This window comes from Halorubrum trueperi (assembly GCF_042662525.1).
GTDB classification, from domain to species: domain Archaea; phylum Halobacteriota; class Halobacteria; order Halobacteriales; family Haloferacaceae; genus Halorubrum; species Halorubrum trueperi.
In genome coordinates this window covers 131,562-150,799 of sequence record NZ_JBHSXI010000012.1, presented here as the reverse complement: position 1 = coordinate 150,799, position 19,238 = coordinate 131,562, and the positions used below count along the sequence as shown (strand labels likewise).

Here is a 19,238-nt window from a genome sequence, read left to right as displayed (position 1 = left end):
CGATTAGACTGTACTCGCTCACACGCCCGCGCGCGTGCGCCGGCTTTATAACCCGCCATTGACTATCTCCTTCAAGTTCTATGCCAGAGCAGAATGAGTACGGAGCCGGCCAGATTCAGGTCCTCGAAGGCCTACAGGCCGTCCGTAAACGTCCGGCGATGTATATCGGGTCCACGGACGATCGAGGATTACACCATCTCGTCTACGAAGTCGTCGATAACTCCATCGACGAAGCCCTCGCGGGGCACTGCGACGATATTACCGTCACCATCCACGCCGACAACTCCGTTAGCGTCAGCGACGACGGGCGCGGGATTCCGGTCGACGTTCACGAGAAGTACGACCGCCCGGCGCTCGAAGTGATCATGACCGTCCTCCACGCGGGCGGCAAGTTCGACTCCAAGTCCTACCAGGTCTCCGGTGGACTCCACGGTGTCGGCGTCAGCGTCGTCAACGCCCTCTCCGAGCGGCTCGAAGTCGAGGTCAAACGCGACGGCGGCGTCTACCGCCACGAGTTCGCCCGCGGCGAGCCCGTCGAAGACGGGTTCGAGCGCGTCCGCGACATGGACGACGACGAGGAGACGGGCACGTACATCCGATTCTGGCCCGACACCGAGATCTTCGAGACGACCGATTTCGCGTTCTCGACGCTCGCGAATCGCCTGCGCGAACTGGCGTTTCTCAACTCCGGCGTCGCGATCACGCTCGCCGACGAGCGTGGCGAGGGAGATGACGCCGCTGACGCCGCGGACGCGGGCGACGAGCAGACCTTCCTCTACGACGGCGGGATCCGGGAGTTCGTCGCGTACCTCAACGAGACGCGCACGCCCATCCACGACGACGTCATCTACTTCGCCGACGAGGACGAGGACATCCACGTCGAGGTCGCGATGCAGGCAACCGAGGAACTGCAGGGCTCCGTCCACGCGTTCGCGAACAACATCAACACCCGCGAGGGCGGCACCCACCTCACCGGGTTTAAAACCGCCCTGACCCGGACCGTCAACGACTACGCCAACGAGCACGGACTCGTCGACGACCTCGACGCGAACCTGAAGGGGGAGGACGTGCGCGAGGGACTCACGGCGGTCATCTCGGTGAAACACCCCGACCCGCAGTTCGAGGGCCAGACGAAGACGAAGCTCGGCAACAGCGAGGTTCGCGGCATCGTCGAATCCGCGACGCACGAGAAGCTCGGGACCTTCTTCGAGGAGAACCCCGACACCGCCCGCAAGGTCGTTCACAAGGCCGCCGAGGCGGCGAGAGCGCGCAAAGCGGCGAAGAAGGCCGAAGAGCTCACTCGCCGGAAGTCCGCGCTGGAATCGACGGCGCTGCCCGGCAAGCTCGCCGACTGCCAGACGCGCGACCCCACGGAGGCGGAGCTGTTCGTGGTGGAAGGCGACAGCGCCGGCGGCTCAGCCAAACAGGGGCGAAACCGCAAGAATCAGGCGATCCTCCCGCTCAAAGGGAAGATTCTCAACGTCGAAAAACACCGGCTCGACCGCATCTTGGAAAACGACGAGATCCGCGCGCTGATCACCGCGATCGGAGCGGGGATCGGCGAGGAGTTCGACATCGAAGATGTAAGATATAATAAAATAATTCTCATGACGGACGCCGATGTCGACGGGGCCCACATCAGGACGCTCCTGCTCACGCTTCTCTACCGCCACATGAAGCCCCTGCTCGAAGCGGGCTACGTGTACGCGGCTCAGCCGCCGCTGTACCGCGTCCGGTATAAAGGCGAGACGTACGACACGATGACGGAGGCGGAGCGCGACCGGGTCGTCGAAGAGAAGTGCGACGGCAACCCGGATCAGGTCCAGCGGTTCAAGGGCCTCGGAGAGATGAATCCCGACCAGCTCTGGGACACGACGATGGACCCGGAAAACCGCATCCTCAAGCAGATCACGATCGACGATGCGGCGGCCGCGGATCGCATGTTCAACGTGCTGATGGGTGACGCGGTCGAGCCCCGAAAGCAGTTCATCAAGGAGCACGCGACCGAGGCGGAGTGGGTGGACATATGAGCTCCGACGTCCCCGACGTCGATCCCGACGACGTCCGCGCCGCGCAGGTGACGAACGCCCGCATCGAAGACGAGATGGAACAGTCGTACATCGACTACGCGATGTCGGTGATCGCGGGGCGTGCGCTCCCCGACGTGCGCGACGGGCTCAAACCCGTTCACCGGCGGATCCTCTACGCGATGCACGAGGCTGGCGTCACCAGCAACTCCGCACACCGGAAGTCCTCCTCCATCGTCGGAGAGACGATGGGTGATTACCACCCGCACGGCGACAGCGCTATCTACGACACGCTCGCGCGGATGGCCCAGGACTTCTCGATGCGGTACCCCCTCGTCGACGGACAGGGGAACTTCGGTTCCGTCGACGGCGATCCGCCGGCCGCGATGCGGTACACGGAGGCGCGGATGGCCCCGATTGCCGAGGAGCTGTTGGCCGACATCGAGCGCGACACGGTCGACTTCCAGTCGAACTACGACGACCGCTTGGAAGAGCCGGCGGTGTTGCCCTCGGCGGTGCCGCACCTGCTCGTCAACGGCTCGTCGGGGATCGCGGTGGGGATGTCGACGAACGTCCCGCCGCACAACCTCGGCGAGGTCATCGACGCGACGGTCGAGCTGATCGAGAACCCCGAGGCGAGCGTCGAGGACCTGATGGATCACGTGAAGGGTCCCGATTTCCCGACCGGCGCGAACATCGTCGGCCGGAACGCGGTGCATAAGGCGTACAAGACGGGTCGCGGGCGGGTCCGCGTTCGCGCCGAGTTCGAGGTCGACGAGGAGGAGGGCCGGATCGTCATCTCGGAGCTCCCCTTCCAGCAGAATAAATCTCGGCTCGTCGAGCGGATCGCGGAGGACGTCAACGAGGGCGCGATCGAGGGGATTCGCGACCTCCGCGACGAGTCCGACCGCGACGGGATTCGCGTCGTCGTCGAGCTCAAGCGCGATGCGATGGCCGAAGTCGTCAAAAATCAGCTGTTGGAGAGCCACCTCGAACGGACCTTCGGCGTCATTAACCTCGCGTTGGTCGACGGCGCGCCCCAGGTGTTGGACCTCAAGGAGACGCTCGAACACTACGTCGAACACCGACGCGAGGTGGTGCGTCGGCGCTCCGAACACGAGCTCGACGAGCGCGAGGACCGAGCGCACATCCTCGAGGGCCGACTGAAGGCGCTCGAACAGGTCGACAGCGTCGTCGACACGATCCAGAACTCCGTGGACCGCGACGCCGCGAAGGCGGCGCTGGAGGCCGAATACGAGTTCAGCGAGGCGCAGGCCGAACACATCGTCCGGATGCAGCTCGGCTCGCTCACCTCGCTGGAGACGCAGGAGATAGAATCGGAGTACGAGGACGTGACGGCCCGGATCGAGCGGCTGGAGACGATCCTCGGGGATTCCGACGAACTCGACGCCGTGATCGTCGACGAGTTGGAGGAGATGAAAGACGAGTACGGCGACGAGCGTCGGACGAGTTTTATCGAAGACGTCGGCGACGTGACTCACGAGGACCTGATCCCCGAAGAGCAGTGCGTCGTCGTGATGACCGAGGACGACTACATCAAGCGGATGTCGCTCGACGGGTTCCGGGCGCAGAATCGCGGCGGGAAGGGGATCATCGGTACCGGGCTCAAGGAGGGCGACCGCGTCTCCTCCGTGTTCGCCGCCAACTCACACGACTACCTGCTAGTGTTCACGAACCGGGGGCAGATCTACGAGCTGAAGACGTACCAGATCCCGGAGATGTCTCGGACCGCTCGCGGAAAGTCGGCGGTCAACCTCCTCGATCTCGACGACGGCGAGGAGATCGAGGCGGTCGTCAACACGGAGAATTTAGCCGACGACGAGTTCCTCACGATGGTGACTCGCGACGGGTACATCAAGCGTACCGCCGTCGACCAGTTCGGCAACATCCGCTCGACCGGGATCCGCGCGATCCGGCTGGAGGACGGCGACGAGCTCGTCGACGTCGAGGTGACCGACGGCGAGACGGACATCGTTATCGGGAGCCGAAACGGGATGGCGATCCGGTTCGACGAGGCCGAAGCTCGCGCGATGGGTCGGACCGCTCGCGGCGTGATCGGGATCGACCTTCGCGAGGGCGACGCGGTCGCCGGCGTCGCCGGCGTCGACGAGGACCGACACAACTGGGTGCTCACCGTGACCGAAAACGGCTACGGGAAGCGCTCCGATCTCGACGAGTACCGGCTCCAGTCGCGTAACGGGAAGGGGCTGATCGACATCAAGACCGGCGACCGCAACGGCGAGGCCGTCGCCATCGAGGCGGTCACGCACGGCGACCACCTGCTCGCGATGAGCGCCGACGGCCAGATCATGCGGACTCGCGTCGAGGAGATCTCGACGGTCGGACGCAACACGATGGGCGTCATCGTGATGGACCTGGAACCGGACGACGAGGTCGCCTCCGTGGACATCGTCCCCGAGTCGGCGTACGTCGACGACGAGGAAGCGGCCGCGGCCGCGGACGAGGACGGGGAAACGACCGACTCCGACGCCGAGTAGACGCCGACCGGAGGCCCGGAGCCGACGCATCCCGTGAGTTCGGCCGTTTTTTTTTCCGGCCCGCGCCGCGTTCGGTAGTAGTCGCGTGCGCGGGATTCATGTTCCGTGGCGGCGACTCGGTGGTATGAAACGACGCGGTGTCCTCGCCGCGGCGAGCGCTACCGCGAGCGTGGGCACGGTCGCGGGCTGTCTCGGCCTCGACGATGGCGACCCCGGAAGGATCGATCTGACGGTCCGCAACGACGGCGACGAACCGATCGACGCGGACGTGGTCGTCCGCGGCGACGACGGGACGACCTACGCGGAGGAGACCGATCAGATCGAACCCGGTGTTGCCCGGTCGGTAGAGGCGACCGTCGGGGCGACGGGCCGTCACGAGGTCGTCGTGACGGGCGACGACTGGGAGGGGCGACTCGCGTGGGACGCCGCCGTCTGTGGCCTGTTCGACGGGACGGTCACCGTCGATGCCGGGAACGTCTCGGTCGCCGGCGAGTGCGTCGATCCGCGGTAAGCCGTCGCCGGAGGGCTCGCCGGTGGAAGACGCGGCCGCGGTTCGTGGAACATCAGGAAAATTACTTACGGTCACCGCGAAAACGGCCGGACGAGATGGACGAGTACGAGGGGAGAGGCGAGATCGTACACGAGCCGAGCGAGGCGTTCGCGGCGTCGACGAACGTCGCCGCGTTCATGCGCGAGTACGGGATCGACGGCTACGAGGAACTGATCGCCCGGACCACTTCGGAGATTGAGGGTGAGCCCGAGTCCGGCGTCGACTGGTTCTGGGACGAGATCGTCGACTACCTCGATATCGATTTTTATACCGACTACGACGCGGTCCGAGATGACACCGACGGGCCGCAGTTCTCCGACTGGTACCCCGGCGGGGAGATCAACGTCGCGGACAACGTCGTCGACCGACACGCCGCGGTCGACTCGCCGAACCGCAACCGGGTCGCGCTGATATGGGAGGGCGAGCCCGGCGACGTCCGCGAAGTCACGTTCCACGAGCTGGCCCGGGAGAGCGACCGCGTCGCCAACTACCTGGAGTCGGTCGGGATCGAGACGGGAGACACGGTCGGGCTGTACATGCCGATGGTACCGGCGGTCGTCTCGATCCTCTACGGCTGTCTGAAGGTCGGCGCGATCGCGGTGCCCATCTTCTCCGGGTTCGGGACGGAGGCGACAGCCACGCGGATCGAGGACGCGGAGCCGTCGGTGCTTTTCACCGGCGACGGGTTCTACCGTCGCGGCAGCGAGGTGCGGCTGAAAGCGACCGCCGACGCCGCGATCGACGAGGCTGGCCACGTCGAGCACGCGGTCGTCTACGACCGGCTGGGTGCGACTCCGACCGGCGAGTCAGAGAACCCGATCCCGTGGGACGTCGACCGTGACGTCACGTGGTCCGAGGCTATCGCCTCGCAACCGACCGACTACGAGACGAAGCGGCTCCCGAGCGAGCAGGAATCAATGCTTCTGTACTCCTCGGGGACGACCGGCGAGCCGAAAGGAATCGTCCACACGCACGCCGGAGTCCTGACACAGTGCGCTAAGGAGATCCACTTCGGGTTCGACCAGAAGCCCGCCGACCGGTTCTTTTGGGTTTCGGACATCGGCTGGATGATGGGACCGTGGACGCTTATCGGGAACCACGCGTTCGGCGGGACCGTGGTCATGTACGAGGGCGCGCCCGACCACCCGGAGCCGGACCGCTTCTGGGACATGATCGACCGCCACGGCATCACGCAGTTCGGTATCTCGCCGACCGCGATACGCGCCCTCCGAAAACACGGCGATCGGTGGATCGACGGCCACGACCTATCGAGTCTCCGAATACTCGGATCGACCGGCGAGCCGTGGGACCCCGAATCGTGGCGGTGGTTTTACGACGCGGTCGGCGGCGGCGAGTGCCCGATCATCAATATCTCCGGCGGTACGGAGATCTGCGGCTGCTTCCTGATGCCGATGCCGAACCAACCCCTCAAACCGTGCACGCTCGGCGGCCCGGGACTGGGCATGGACATCGACATCGTCGACGAGACCGGGGAGTCGGTCAGGGAGTCGGGTGAGCGCGGACACCTCGTCGCCCGCGACTCCTGTCCGTCAATGACGAAGTCGCTCTGGTCGGGCGACGAGCGCTACCTAGAGGAGTACTGGTCGACGTGGCCGGGGCTGTGGGACCACGGCGACTTCGCGCAGAAGGACGACGACGGGTTCTGGTTCCTCCACGGTCGCGCGGACGACGCGCTCAACGTCGCCGGCCGGAAGGTGGGACCGGCCGAAATCGAGGGCGTGCTCATCGACCACGACGCGGTCAATCAGGCCGCCGCGGTCGGCGTCTCCGACGACACCACCGGGACCGCCGTCGTCGCGTACGTCGTGCTCGAACCGGACGTCGAGCCGACCGACGACCTCCGCGAGGAGCTGCGGACGCTCGTCGGCGAGGAACACGGCAAGCCGTTCCGTCCCCGCGAGTTGCTGTTCGTCGACGCATTCCCGAAGACGCAGTCCGGGAAGATCATCCGACGCGCGATCGCATCGGTATACAGAGGCGAGGACCCGGGTGACCTCTCGTCGATGGAGAATCCAGAGGCGCTGGAGGGCCTCCGGAGTCCCGATTGACGGCACGCCGGGGCGAGGTGCTAGAGCGGGACGTTGGGATGGAACGCTGGGGCGGGATACCGGAATAAGCCGCTGAGGAGCGGGACGCGCCGGCCGCACTCCCGGTCTCTCAGGCGGCGGCTTCGGCGACCGCCTCGGCGACCGCGACGTAATCGGGCTCCTGTCCGGAATCGTCCGCGAGCCAGCGGTACGTCACGACGCCGTCGGCGTCGATCACGAAGACGGCCCGCCGCGCAACCGTGTTTACGCCGTAGTGTGCGAAATCTTCGATCACGTCGTACGCCTCGATCGCCCGGTGATCCGGGTCGCCGACGAGCGAGAACGGGAGGTCGTACTGGACCCGGTACGCTTCGAGCGCGTGCGGGAGGTCCGTGCTCACGCCGAGAAGCGTGCAGTCGTCGCGGTCGAACTCGTCGCGGAACGCCTCCATCTCGTCGGTGCAGGTGTTCGAGAAGGCGGCCGGGAAGAACGCGAGTATCACCGGATCGTCTCCGAGCCGGTCGGCCAAGTCGAACGGCTCGATGTCGCCATTCACGAGCGAAGCTTCGAAGGTCGGAGCATCGTCGCCGACGTCTGCCATACCGGTCGATCGGGGGCGGTGCGTATCACGGTTTCGGCGTGGCTATCTCCTAAAACACACGCGGATTGAAGTATTATTGAATATAATGGTGTGTTTACACATGCGATTATGTGATCTCGCTGACAAGGATTGGAAGAGCCACGAACGGAAACGCTTCATCAAGGACAATACCAAGGCGAAGACGGACAATTTCGATCCTGAAGCGTTCAAACACGACGGATTCAGCGATCGAGAGAAGTATCTCGAAACGTACGTCCCAGCACTCGCCGACGAAGGGCGGTTGAAAACTGAGCTACGGGACTTTACGCCGCCACGCCTCAGTTCGATAAATAATTCACCGTATCAGGCGCTGGTCATCAGATACGGAATTCTCCGACAGTTGATCCAGCAGCCCGACTACAGCACGGAAAAAGAGGAGTTACTTGATGCCGTCCAAGATTGGCAGACCGATTTTATTCGAGGCTACGAAGACGATGACTTTTCAGATATCGACGAACTCCATCACCTCGCTCAGGCCGCCGTGGAGTACCAAAACGAGATCGACGACTCTGAGCTTCACATGGTATATAGTTACTTCGAGCTTCACAACCGCGCAGCAGAGAGCAAACATGAGTACTACACATGGCTCGACTTCTTCAAGCGGCTCTCCGCTATCGATCGTTTTCCGAAGGTCTCACGGTCAGACAGTCCAGAACACGCACGAGATACCATTGAGAAAGGGCTGTGGTCGCTTCAAGAGCAGGCGCTCGTATACGAGGTGACTGATTCGGATCACGACGAGCTTGTCGGTATCCCGGAGGACTACATCGAGATCGTACGGGGGTGGTTATACTACGAGATGTCTGATGAGAACTTCCTTCGGATGCTCGAAACCCTCGAACCGTTCGACCGGCAGTCGGTTCTCATGTCGGCCCTTGAAGAATTCGCCGTCGAAGGGAAAACCTACGGGCGAAACCAGAACCGCCGCGAGATAATCGTGGAGGCAGGTGTTTACCCGAGTGAACTATTCAAGCGCGTAGTGGAGAAAGACGATCTCAAAGAGATTGTCGACCGGTACAGCTTGGATGCACATAAACGGAAGACGGATGAGATGGTGTCCGCAATCATCGACTATTTCGAGCAATCACAGAAGTCCGTCGACGACGGTGAGCCGGCGGTCGATCTCTATCTTGATGCGTACGAGGACATCGCGGACGGATCGGTCACCCAGGTTCCGCCGCAACTCCAAGATCTCGTTGACGCCGACCATCCGGAAGAGAAGCTCGACGTGTTATTTGAGGATGCGACCGCAGAGATATTCCGAGAAACGTTCGGACTGGATGGTACGAAGCAGCTCGGACAGAAGGCGAGCGGAATGGTTGCAGACGGCGAGATCGAACAGGACGGCCGTTGGCTCCTTTGGGACAACAAGCGACGACGACAGAAATTTCGCCTCGGTAGCGACACGCGCAGTAAAATCAAGAGCTACATCGATACAAAGGATAAACAACACGACGTCGAATGGTTCGTGTTGATCGCGCCAGACTTCACCGAACAAGCGGCTGCGAACGCTGAACAGTTGGAGATGCAAGTCGAGAAGGACGTCCGGTTGATAAGGGCATCTGATTTGAAGGAACTCGCCGAGCGGTGGCGAGAAGATTACGCGATGAAAGACCGCGAATTGCCACTCTCCGTGTTCTTCGGATCTGGAATATTCAATGTTGACTCTGCAACCCATCTTCTCGAGACGGAGTTTTCGTAGCGTCGCGGTCTGAATCTCTTCCGTACTAATCGTCCAAAAAGACTATAGTCGCCAGAGAGCTACGCCAGTATAGAGATGGTAAGTGCGATTCCACTGATCGGCGGCATTCCGGCGGGTCCGGAGCTCCTCATCATCCTGCTCGTGTTGGTCCTGCTGTTCGGGGCGAACAAGATACCCAAGCTCGCGCGGTCGACAGGCCAGGCGATGGGCGAATTCAAGAAGGGCCGCGAGGAGGTCGAGGACGAACTGAAACAGATGCAAGGCGAGGGCGAGGACACCGATTCGACGCTCGACGACGAGGACGAGGAGCTCGAAGACCTCGACGCCGAAAAAGAGACGAGTTCGTAACCCGGTTCGGCGATCCCGACCGATCCCCGCCGGACGTTTTCTCCACCGTTTTGGGCGCGTGGCCTAGCGGACAGGGCGAGAGGTTCCTAACCTCTCGATCGCGGGTTCGAATCCCGTCGCGCCCGTTTCTTCGCTCCGCTCAGTCACGGGCGCGACTGGCTCCCCGCTCGCTCACTTCGTTCGCTCGCGAGGATCCCGCCGTGCCCGCTATTGCGAACAACGTGAGCAGTAGTGGCGCATGGATTCGAATGGCTCTGTTAAAATCTGCTTTTCAGACACAATCTCGTCCGAAACAGTGAGACGCTGAACACTCCTCTTAATCGATTGCGAGAGTGGGTATTGCAGACCGCCGCCGGTGACGTGGTATTTAAAGGGGCGAGCACGACAGCAACGATTGCTTATAAATGAATAATGCGGTGCTGTGGCGCGCCTCCGAGCGCCCGATACGGGCGCGAGGAGCCCGCGAGGTCGCCGGCGGCGGAGCCGCCGGCTGCCAGAGAATCTTCGATTCTCGCTGGACGCCGCGAGCGCCTTTTAAAGGTGCGACGCGGCGAGGCTGGGGAGGCGTGAGGTGCGGTTGCGGTGTGGTTGGGTGGGACTCCAAGGGGCAGTCGCCGGCGGCTCTGCCGCCGGCTGGGGCTTTGGAAGTGGTCACCGCGTCGCCGACAGCAACGATCACGTATAAACACTTACCGCCAGAAACACAGCAGTTCACCGCGTCAGCAACGATTTATAAACAGCCGCCAGCAACACCACTTGATCACTTATAAATGACCACATCAACCGCGTGCAATACCCACTCCCGGAATCGGTCGTCGCCGTTCCCGTAGTGACTGTGATCGGGGCAACTGATACCACCCGCTGAGGAGTTCAACAGAGCCATTCGATCCCTATCGGTCGCGCACAGCGAGTGGAGCGAGCGAGCACGGCTTATCCACACTCGCTCACTCCGTTCGCTCGCGAGGATCCCGCCGTGCCCGCTCCTCCGCATCGCTCAGCCGATCGGCTTTTCGGCTCTGAAGATTGCCTCGTCGTCTACCACGACCACGACTTCGAGACGTGATCCGGACAGCTCCGCCTCGTCGACGTCGTACTCCCAGACGTCTCCGGGAGCGACCCGGTCCGCGCCGGGAGCGCCGTTGACGGCACCGTCAGAGACGGCCACGGCGACCGACGACGATTCGTTCCGGATCAGAATCCGAGCTGAGTCGTTCGTCAGCGGTTCCCCGCCGAGGTGGGCGATTTCGATCGTCTCCGGCGGTCCAGTCTCGTCGAGCTCCGCGAGGGGAGAACCACCGGTGTCGATGCTCCCGACGACGGCGACGCCGACGGCAGTGACGCCGAGAACGACCAGCCCCGCGAGGAGGACGTTGCTCACGACTTCGGACTGGGCGCGGTTCATCGTCCTCACGCCGTCCCGCCCTCCACCGGCGTTCCGGTTTCGTTTCCGGTGACCTCTAGGGGGTCAGCCCCGTCGAGGAACCGTGCGTCGGTAACGTCGACGACGCCCGTCACCGCCTCGGCAAATGCGTTACCGTTCCCGTCGATGTCGAGCGTCGCTCGGACCAGGATGACGTCGTCGTCGGCGGTGAGCGCGATGTCATTGTTCGCGGTCACGAGGATGCTCGCGTCGGTGAGATCGATCGAGCCGCCGGCGTCGAACTCGACGTTTCCGGCCGTCTCCATCGTGGCATCGGTCGCGGAGATGTCGCCCGTGGTCTCTAAGTCGATTCCGATGACGCCCTGGCCCTGTCCGGGGCTCCCGCCCTCGGCGGTCGTCGTCACCGTCGCGCCGTCGAGTTGGATGCTCCCGTTCGGTCCGTTGGCGGTGATGTCGAGCTGCCGGCCGCTGATGACGGAGCCCGTTCCGCCGACGCTGACCGTCCCGTCCGTCGCAGTCAACGAGATTCCTCCAGCGGTCGTCACGTCGCCGTCGAGGTCGTAGTCGTCGAACGTGTAATCGATGTCTTCCTCGCCGTCCTCGGGACCGAACGTGGAATTCGGCGGAACGTAGAGGGTCTCGTTGGAATAGTCGACCCCGTTGACGTCCTCGTGTGTGACCTCGGTGATGTTGCCGTCGGGGTCGATACGGACCGGACCGTCGAGATCACCGAGTCGGTCCTCGAGGCTGTAGACATTCAGGTCCGTCTCCGACGAAGACGCTCCGGGCGAGCCGAGCGTCACGGAGAAATCTCCGGTTCCGCTCGCCGCGTAGGGGATCCGAACGCGCCCGCTCGACCCAGACGCGCGAGTCACGTCATCGGGCAGGACGGCGGCAACATCGGCAGGGACGAACGACGAAAGCGACGTGCTCGCACCCGAATTCGACGCAGATTCCGCGCCGTCAAGGCTGACACTTGCGGTCCCGTCGTCCGCGTCTGCATCGGTCGATTCGAACTGGAACGACGCTCGACCCAGCTCGGTCGACTGTGCGTTCGAGGGCGAGACGCCGTGGAACGATTCGCTGAAGTTCGCGCTCACCCGCTCGCCGCTCACGGGATTGTTGTAGCGGTCGCGGACCTCGGCGGTCAGCGCGTTCGTCGTGTTCTCCGGCACCGACCGGTTGGCACCGTCGATCAGCGTGACGTACGCCGGGTCGGGGGAATCGGGGTCGTCACCCGCGGTGACGGCCGCGGTCCGGACGTTGTACGTGACGTTCGTCGCCAGCGTGATCGTCGCCTCGTCGCTCGTCTCATCGACGGAGACGCTCTCGACGTGGCCGTCGTCGATCTCGTCTTCGAGGAGATCGTTCCACGCCTCGGTTCCGAGCCCGGTCGGGAAGGTTATCTCGGGTGGCTCGCCGTCGGTCTCCGAACGCACGGCGACCGACCGCACTTCCGTGGAAGAGGGACTGATCGCGTGAACGTCGACGCCGACGCTCCGTGACCCGCTCCGCTCGGGCGGGTCCTGCAGGGCGATCAGCGAGATCGTCCGTCCGTCGACGATCGACTGGTCGCTGAGCGGGATCGTCGTTCCGCCGCCGAAGTCGTTGTAGAGGACCGTGTTCTCGTACACCGTCGCCGGTGCTGACCCGTACTCCCGATAGCTCGGCTCGTAGCGGACCCCGGCGGTGTCGTAGGTCATCGGCCCGTTCTCGGTCCAGTAGCTCGCGGCGTTCCCGTCGATCGGTTCCGCGCCGACGAGCGAGACGTTCCCGCTCGCGTCGCTCGGACCGAGCGCGCCGCCGGCCGGCGGGGGGTCGACCGCGGCGAAGCGGTCGGGGTACTCGGTTCCTAACTCGACCGACACCGGTCGGGTGTTCCCGCTCGACGCCGCGCGTACGATCGCGTTTCGAGCGTCCAGCAGGTCGGACTGGACGCGTTCGCTGTGGGCCGCCTCGACGTCCGCGTTCTGCGCCGGAACGACCGCGGCCTGATTGGCCGCGAGCAGGATGACGAGCACGCCGAGCAGGAGCACGGCTCCGATCTGAACGGACACGGCCCGATCGTCGGCCCTTAGCGACTGCACTGGCGGGGGTACACCTCCGGGACGGAATAACGTTGTGGGTGGATCGGCGCGCCAACCGAGCCGTCCGACCGCGGAGCCGGCGGCCGTGACCGCGGAGCCGCGGCCGGGTTACGAGACGACCGTGAAGGTGATCTCAACCGGCGCTTCGACCCCCGCGGCGGTCGGTGCCCGAGCGGTCAGCAACCTAGTCTCTGACCCCGAATCGGACGGGGTGTACTCGTAGGTCGCCGCGCCGCTCTCGTCGGTCGTGACCGTCCGATTTTCGCCCTCGACGGAGAAGGTCACGTCGACCCCGGTGACCCGGTTGTCGTACCCGTCTCGCACCTCCACCGAGACCGGGACCGTCGACCCGGCCCGGACCGACTGGTTCTGCGTGACCGGATAGAGGTACTCCGGTTCGGGCTCGGCCGCGCCGTCGCCGACGGCGACCCTCGCGAGCGAGAGGTCGTAGGTTCCCGGCGCGAGTTCGACGCGGAGGCGGTCCGCGCCACCCGCGCCACCGGACACGACCGCGACGTTCGCGACGTTCCCCCCGTTTTCGGTCAGTTCCCCCCGGAACGATCGATTCCACGCCGACTCATCGAGTCGAGTCGGGAGAACGAGCGTAAGGGGGTCAGAGCCGTCGCTCTCGACGGTGACGCTCGTCCCCTTGTCGACGCTCACCGGCCTGTTCGACAGCGTGGTCGAGCCCGCGGAACCACCGCCCGACCGCGAGATCGAGCCGTCGAGGGCGATCAGCGAGATCGACGAGCCGTCGATCAGCGACTGATCGGCGAGTGCGATACCGGAACCGGACGGCGACCGTCGCATCGGGACGCCGTGTTCGAGCCGCGTCTCCGCGCCGATCGCGTACTCCGCGTAGTCGGGCTCATACCGGAGTCCGGCGGTCTCGTACTCCCGCTCCAGCCCGACAGGTCCGTCGAAATCGGGGTTCTCCGACCACCGGTAGCTCGCGTTCTGGATCTCGATCGTTCCCGGCCCGACCGTTTCGAGCCGCCCGTCGGCGGGCGCGGGGCCGACGAAGTACGCCCGGAAGGGATATCGCGGTCCGATCGGGACGCTCGTCGGTGCCACCGTCCCGTCGGTCGCCGAGCGATCCACGGCGTCGGCCGCCTCGACGAACGACTCGCGGACGTCGACGCTGTGTTCGTACTCGGACGCGGCCGTCTCCGCGGGGACGACCGAAACCTGGTAGGTCGCCGCGGCGACGAGCAGGAACCCGATCGCGAGGACCGCCGCCAGCGGCACGGCGACCGCCCGATCGTCGAGGCGAGGTTTCATCCCTGCCGATGGGTCGCGACGGGACCGGAAATAGGCGTCGGCGCGCTCGCGAGGTTCACGCCGCATACCACGTCCGCTCACTCCCGCAGCGAATTCGAACACCTTCAGCGAATCCGGTCACCCACAGCGGATCCGATCACCCGAGCCGCCGGAACGAGTGACTCGCCAGCGCGACGGCGACGACGGCGAGTGTCAGCGTCGCGCTCGCGAGCAGCGCGCCAGGCTCGTACAACAGCGGCGGGTGGTAGCCGATCCCGTAATCGATCACCACGTTGACGACGCCGAGCGCGAGCGCGAGCGTCAGCGCGCCGCGAGTCGTCCGACCGAATGCCGGGAACAGGAGCGCGAGTCCGACGAAACAGAGGTGCGTGCCGAGCACGCCCCAGTAGTAGATCCACGCGTCGGGTGCGGCGACGTACTCGCCGAACGCGAGGTTCAGCGAGACGAGCGGCCAGAGTCCGAACTGGACCAGCCAGACGAACGCGAGGGTGTGCAGGTACGCGAGGGGGCGCGAGGTCGGCGCGTCGTCGACCGCGCTCCCGGCGTCCCGAACCGTCGGAACGAGCGTCAGGAGGACGAGTCCGCCTAGGGCGACGGCGACCGCCGAGTCGGCGTACAGCGGCCACAGCCACGGCGGGACGTCGGCGGCGGTCGGCGCATAGTAACCGACGCCGACGGCGAACATGAACGCGGTGAACGCGAGGACGACCGCGAGGCTCCGCGGCGTGCCGAGCAGTTCCTCGGCGAACGCCGCGCGAACGCGTCGGCGGACCGCCGCGCGACGGAGACGGTGCAGCCGACGGAACGATCGAAGCAATCGAGACCGATCGGACCGTGACACGCGATACGATCGGCGCGCGACGGCCTTAAAAACCGTCAGTCGAGCGCGGGCACGTCGGGCGGCGATTATCAGTTGCGGTGTTTTGCGAGACACCTTTTTCAACGGTCGAATCGTTGCCGCAGTCATGGCAACCGAGGACGCCGAGTGCTCGCCCCCGTCTCTCGACGACGCGGCGGGTCCGGCGTCGGCGTCCGATCCGCCCGTCGCCGTGGGGCGGTACTCCTGGCGGTCGTTCCTGGCGGACCGCGGCCGCGAGGACGCCGCGACGGCGCTATTTGCGGACATCGACGACGAGCCCGTCGTCCCGGCGAACGCGGTCCGCGCTCACTTCGGGGAGGGAATCGACCGGGTGATCCGCGCCGCCGACGTCGACGAACCGTTTACGAGCGACGGCGACACCGCGGTTTCCGGTCACGGAACGCCGGAGGCCGGAACGGCCGTGATCGGCACCGGCGACGTCGTCCTCAGCGGTGCGGCCGTCGTCTCGGACGGCACGTCGACAGCGGTGCGACCCGGGCCGGTCAAGGCGGAGGAGGAGGGAGAAGCGGACGAGGAGGGAGAAGCGGACGAGGAGAGCGAAGCGGACGATGCGGACGGCGACGAGAGAGAGGAGAAAGACGCCGACGCCGCGAGCGACGCGGATGACTTCGGGGCCTCAGAACCCGAAGCCGCTTCGATCGTCGACGTCGATAGATCGGGAGGCGTCGCCGGGGCGGTCGTCGTCGACGGTGACGCGGTCGAGCTGATCCCCCGGCGCGCGCCGTCCGCAGAGGAGTGGGCGCGCGTCGACGTCGATCCGGGCGAGTTCCTCGGCTTCGACCCGAACGAAATGGGCGCGCGCCTCACGGCTGGTGCGGCGGTCGGGGACGTGCTCCGGGACCGGTGTGCCGCCCGATACGACCTTCACGAGGTACCAGTACTGAAGGGGTACTACACGTGGGAAGACTACGCGGACGAGTACTTCCTCGACGAGGACGGGGATCCGCCGACCGATGAGGAGGGCGAGCCTCTCGAATTCACCCATGAGGACAAGACCGAGGCGCTGGGGTTCGACCCCGATCGGACCGAAGAGCTGCTCGGGGCGGGCGGAGGAGCCGCCGCCGGGCTCGCGGACCTGGTCGACGAGCGCACGGTGAACGTGAACCCGGACGTCGACGAGGATGCGTTCTTCTCGACGGACGACGGCCACACCACCCTCGCGAACCGATACGATCTGGAGAAGGCGGTGCCGATGCCGAAGAAGGCTCACTTCCGCGAGATCGAGCGGTACTGGGTGAACAAGCCGTACGCGTTCGTGATGGTGTTCCGGTCGACGAAGGAAAACGAGGTGAAGTACTACGCGGTCCAACCGCATCGGACCGAAATCGAGATCGATCTCGTCGAGTTCCTGACCGGGAAGCTCCGGACCTCGATCAAGTACGCCGACGAGTCGATCGCAGGCGGCGACGAGGCGTTCCGGAAGGAGGTGATCGTCGACGAGACGCTGACGCTTCTCGACCGGTACGGCCTCTACGAGCGAGCGGCCGACGACCGCGGGATCCTCGACGACCTCGTGGACGATGTCGTCGATCGGTTCGGATTCGACATCACGGAGGGGATCGCGGGCCGGATATCCGAGTCGCTCGGGTACGAGCCGTCGATCGAATCCGGGCCGACCCGGACGGAGATACTCGCCCGGCCGGAGCCCGCGGTGCTGGCCGAGGACCCCGAGACGCTGTCAGATCATCAGGTAGAGAAGCTGCTGTACTACCTCAAACGAGACTTTATCGGCTACGAGCGGATCGACCCGATCAAGTACGACATCAACGTCGAGGACATCTCCTGTGACGGGTACAACGCCCCCGTCTTCGTCTATCACTCCGACTACGAGCAGATCATCACCAACGTCTACCACGGAACGGACGAGCTCGACGACTTCGTCGTGAAGCTCGCGCAGCGCTCGGGCAAGGGGATCTCGAAGCGTCGCCCACAGGTGGACGCCACGCTCCCCGACGGCTCCCGCGCCCAGCTCACGCTCGGGCGGGAGGTGTCCGACCACGGGACCAATTACACGATCCGACAGTTCAACGACGTTCCGTTCACCCCGATCGACCTGATCAACTGGAAGACGTTCTCGCTCGACGAGATGGCCTTCCTCTGGCTCTCCATCGAGAACCACAAGAGCCTGATCTTCGCGGGCGGCACCGCATCCGGGAAGACGACGAGCCTGAACGCGGTCTCGCTGTTCATCCCCTCGAACGCGAAGATCGTTTCGATCGAGGACACCCGCGAGGTCGAGCTGCCCCAGCGCAACTGGATCGCCTCCGTCACGCGCCCCTCCTTCTCCGACGACGACAAGGGCGATATCGACGAGTTCGACCTGCTTGAGGCCGCGCTCCGCCAGCGCCCGGACTACATCGTGATGGGCGAGATCCGCGGCGAGGAGGGTCGAACCGCCTTCCAGGTCATGTCGACCGGTCACACCACCTACACGACGTTCCACGCCGACTCCGTCGGCGAGGTGCTCAAGCGGTTCACAACCGATCCGATCAACGTCTCGAAGACGATGTTCACCGCCCTCGATCTCGTCTCCGTTCAGACCTCGACGCGGGTCCAGGGAAAGAAGGTCCGCCGGAACAAGTCGCTGACCGAGATCAACCACTACGACGCCGAGAACGACGAGATCAACGTCCAGGACGTGTTCCAGTGGCAGGCGGAGACGGACGAGTTCCTCCAGATGGGCGACTCGAACACCCTCGAAGACATCATGTTCGACCGCGGGTGGAGTCGGCAAACGCTCGACGAGGAACTGCGGAAGCGTCGCGTCGTGTTGGCGTACCTCATCGACCGCGGACTCAACAGCTACGCCCAGGTGGCCGCGACGTTCCAGGCGTTCATCAACGACCCGGAGACCGTGCTCGCGCTGATGGCCAACGAGGAGCTGGAGCGCTCGCTGGAGGACCTCCGCGAGATGGAGTCGGTCCTTATCAACGTCGACCGCGACAAGGAGGAGATGGTTCCGCGGCCGGAGCCTGACGAAGCGGGACGCGAGGAGGTGACCGCGATCCTGGAGGGATCCGAGGACCTGTTCGCCGAGTACCGCGGACGGATGCCCGATTCCGTCGCCGACGCGCTGCTCGACGTCGCCCCGGCCCGCGACGTCGAGGCGGAGCCAGACGCCTCCCGCGAGACTCTCACGGAGACGCTTCGGGAGGCGGCGGCGGTCGATGCGACTGCGATCGACGCGGCTGCGGTCGACGCGGTGGGGATCGAAGCCGACGCGCTCGACGGTGACGTCGTTCCCGAGATGAGCGGATCGGATTCGAAGGAAGATCCCGACGGCGAGACCGCCGATCCGGCGTCATCGACGCGTCCGACGAGCCCGATCGATCACGACGCCTTCGAGGGTGTCGCGGACGCAACGCAGACGGACCGCGAGACGAATCTCGGCGAGAGAGACGGTGGCGACGAGAGGGACGGTAGCGGGGAGAGAGAAGACGGAGATGGCGGGGAGATCGACTTCGACGAGCCCTTCGACGACGGCATCGACGTCTTGGATCCCGCTCCAACCGACTTCGGAGCGACGGAGCCGGAGGCGAGTGCCGCCGACGGCGACGCAGACGATGCCGCCGAAGGCGACGACGCCAGCGACAGCGGTGCCGCCGACAGCGATGACGACGACACCGAGGCCGACGAAGCCAGCGACACCGATGACGACGACACCGAGGCCGACGAAGCCAGCGACACCGATGGCGACGACATCGACGACTGGGGGTTCGGAACGGTCGATCCCCCGGAGGAGCGGTAATCGAATGGTCCGAGCGGGGTGCGTTCG

12 protein-coding genes and 1 tRNA gene are annotated in these 19,238 nt (G+C 64.9%); 8 read left to right on the top strand and 5 right to left on the bottom strand.

Annotated elements, in window-relative coordinates:
- The first annotated feature begins 80 nt into the window (after positions 1-80).
- The 4 genes from gyrB (at position 81) to ACFQEY_RS11235 (ending at position 7,165) form a co-directional block, all read left to right on the top strand.
- Positions 81-2,030, top strand: a complete 1,950-nt coding sequence (gene gyrB / locus ACFQEY_RS11250) for a DNA topoisomerase (ATP-hydrolyzing) subunit B (protein WP_379768539.1) — start codon at positions 81-83, stop codon at positions 2,028-2,030.
- Positions 2,027-4,546 carry a DNA gyrase subunit A gene (gene gyrA, locus ACFQEY_RS11245; RefSeq protein WP_379768537.1) on the top strand — a complete coding sequence of 840 codons (2,520 nt, stop codon included), beginning with the start codon at positions 2,027-2,029 and terminating at the stop codon, positions 4,544-4,546. Before gyrB ends, gyrA begins: the two co-directional genes overlap by 4 nt.
- Before the next feature lie 124 nt (positions 4,547-4,670).
- On the top strand, positions 4,671-5,057 hold the full coding sequence (locus tag ACFQEY_RS11240; RefSeq protein WP_379768535.1) for a hypothetical protein: 387 nt from the start codon (positions 4,671-4,673) through the stop codon (positions 5,055-5,057).
- Between the two features lie 95 nt (positions 5,058-5,152).
- Positions 5,153-7,165: an AMP-binding protein gene (locus ACFQEY_RS11235; RefSeq protein WP_379768533.1), complete on the top strand. Its 2,013-nt coding sequence runs from the start codon at positions 5,153-5,155 to the stop codon at positions 7,163-7,165.
- Between the two features lie 109 nt (positions 7,166-7,274).
- Here ACFQEY_RS11235 and ACFQEY_RS11230 read toward each other — a convergent pair whose 3' ends face one another.
- Complete coding sequence (locus ACFQEY_RS11230; protein ID WP_379768531.1) at positions 7,275-7,745, bottom strand: redoxin domain-containing protein; 471 nt, start codon at positions 7,743-7,745, stop codon at positions 7,275-7,277.
- A 280-nt stretch (positions 7,746-8,025) separates the two neighbouring features.
- Between ACFQEY_RS11230 and ACFQEY_RS11225 the strand changes: the two genes are divergently transcribed.
- From ACFQEY_RS11225 to ACFQEY_RS11215, 3 genes are all read left to right on the top strand, one after another.
- Complete coding sequence (locus ACFQEY_RS11225; protein WP_379768529.1) at positions 8,026-9,486, top strand: hypothetical protein; 1,461 nt, start codon at positions 8,026-8,028, stop codon at positions 9,484-9,486.
- A gap of 75 nt (positions 9,487-9,561) precedes the next feature.
- On the top strand, positions 9,562-9,834 hold the full coding sequence (locus ACFQEY_RS11220; RefSeq protein ID WP_379768527.1) for a Sec-independent protein translocase subunit TatA/TatB: 273 nt from the start codon (positions 9,562-9,564) through the stop codon (positions 9,832-9,834).
- Between the two features lie 52 nt (positions 9,835-9,886).
- A tRNA-Arg gene (locus ACFQEY_RS11215) sits at positions 9,887-9,959 on the top strand.
- A gap of 869 nt (positions 9,960-10,828) precedes the next feature.
- Here the strand turns inward: ACFQEY_RS11215 and ACFQEY_RS11210 are convergent.
- The 4 genes from ACFQEY_RS11210 to ACFQEY_RS11195 form a co-directional block, all read right to left on the bottom strand.
- Positions 10,829-11,236, bottom strand: a complete 408-nt coding sequence (locus ACFQEY_RS11210; RefSeq protein ID WP_379768525.1) for a type IV pilin domain-containing protein — start codon at positions 11,234-11,236, stop codon at positions 10,829-10,831.
- A 5-nt stretch (positions 11,237-11,241) separates the two neighbouring features.
- A complete protein-coding gene (locus ACFQEY_RS11205) occupies positions 11,242-13,272 on the bottom strand; it encodes a translocation/assembly module TamB domain-containing protein (protein WP_379768523.1) in 2,031 nt (676 codons plus the stop codon).
- A 138-nt stretch (positions 13,273-13,410) separates the two neighbouring features.
- Positions 13,411-14,649 (bottom strand): Ig-like domain-containing protein, encoded by a 1,239-nt coding sequence (locus tag ACFQEY_RS11200; RefSeq protein WP_379768521.1) that lies wholly within the window; start codon positions 14,647-14,649, stop codon positions 13,411-13,413.
- A 70-nt stretch (positions 14,650-14,719) separates the two neighbouring features.
- Complete coding sequence (locus tag ACFQEY_RS11195) at positions 14,720-15,424, bottom strand: DUF1405 domain-containing protein (RefSeq protein ID WP_379768519.1); 705 nt, start codon at positions 15,422-15,424, stop codon at positions 14,720-14,722.
- Positions 15,425-15,548: 124 nt separating this feature from the next.
- Here ACFQEY_RS11195 and ACFQEY_RS11190 point away from each other — a divergent pair, with 124 nt between their 5' ends.
- Positions 15,549-19,211 (top strand): type II/IV secretion system ATPase subunit, encoded by a 3,663-nt coding sequence (locus ACFQEY_RS11190; protein WP_379768517.1) that lies wholly within the window; start codon positions 15,549-15,551, stop codon positions 19,209-19,211.
- Positions 19,212-19,238 lie beyond the last annotated feature (27 nt).

Excerpts from the sequence above, each read along its gene's own strand:
- gyrB (WP_379768539.1), top strand. The coding sequence starts at position 81 with ATGCCAGAGCAGAATGAGTACGGAGCCGGCCAGATTCAGGTCCTCGAA.
- gyrA (WP_379768537.1), top strand. The coding sequence starts at position 2,027 with ATGAGCTCCGACGTCCCCGACGTCGATCCCGACGACGTCCGCGCCGCG.
- ACFQEY_RS11240 (WP_379768535.1), top strand. The coding sequence starts at position 4,671 with ATGAAACGACGCGGTGTCCTCGCCGCGGCGAGCGCTACCGCGAGCGTG.
- ACFQEY_RS11235 (WP_379768533.1), top strand. The coding sequence starts at position 5,153 with ATGGACGAGTACGAGGGGAGAGGCGAGATCGTACACGAGCCGAGCGAG.
- ACFQEY_RS11230 (WP_379768531.1), bottom strand. The coding sequence starts at position 7,745 with ATGGCAGACGTCGGCGACGATGCTCCGACCTTCGAAGCTTCGCTCGTG.
- ACFQEY_RS11220 (WP_379768527.1), top strand. The coding sequence starts at position 9,562 with ATGGTAAGTGCGATTCCACTGATCGGCGGCATTCCGGCGGGTCCGGAG.
- ACFQEY_RS11210 (WP_379768525.1), bottom strand. The coding sequence starts at position 11,236 with ATGAACCGCGCCCAGTCCGAAGTCGTGAGCAACGTCCTCCTCGCGGGG.
- ACFQEY_RS11200 (WP_379768521.1), bottom strand. The coding sequence starts at position 14,649 with ATGCGGCGTGAACCTCGCGAGCGCGCCGACGCCTATTTCCGGTCCCGT.
- ACFQEY_RS11190 (WP_379768517.1), top strand. The coding sequence starts at position 15,549 with ATGGCAACCGAGGACGCCGAGTGCTCGCCCCCGTCTCTCGACGACGCG.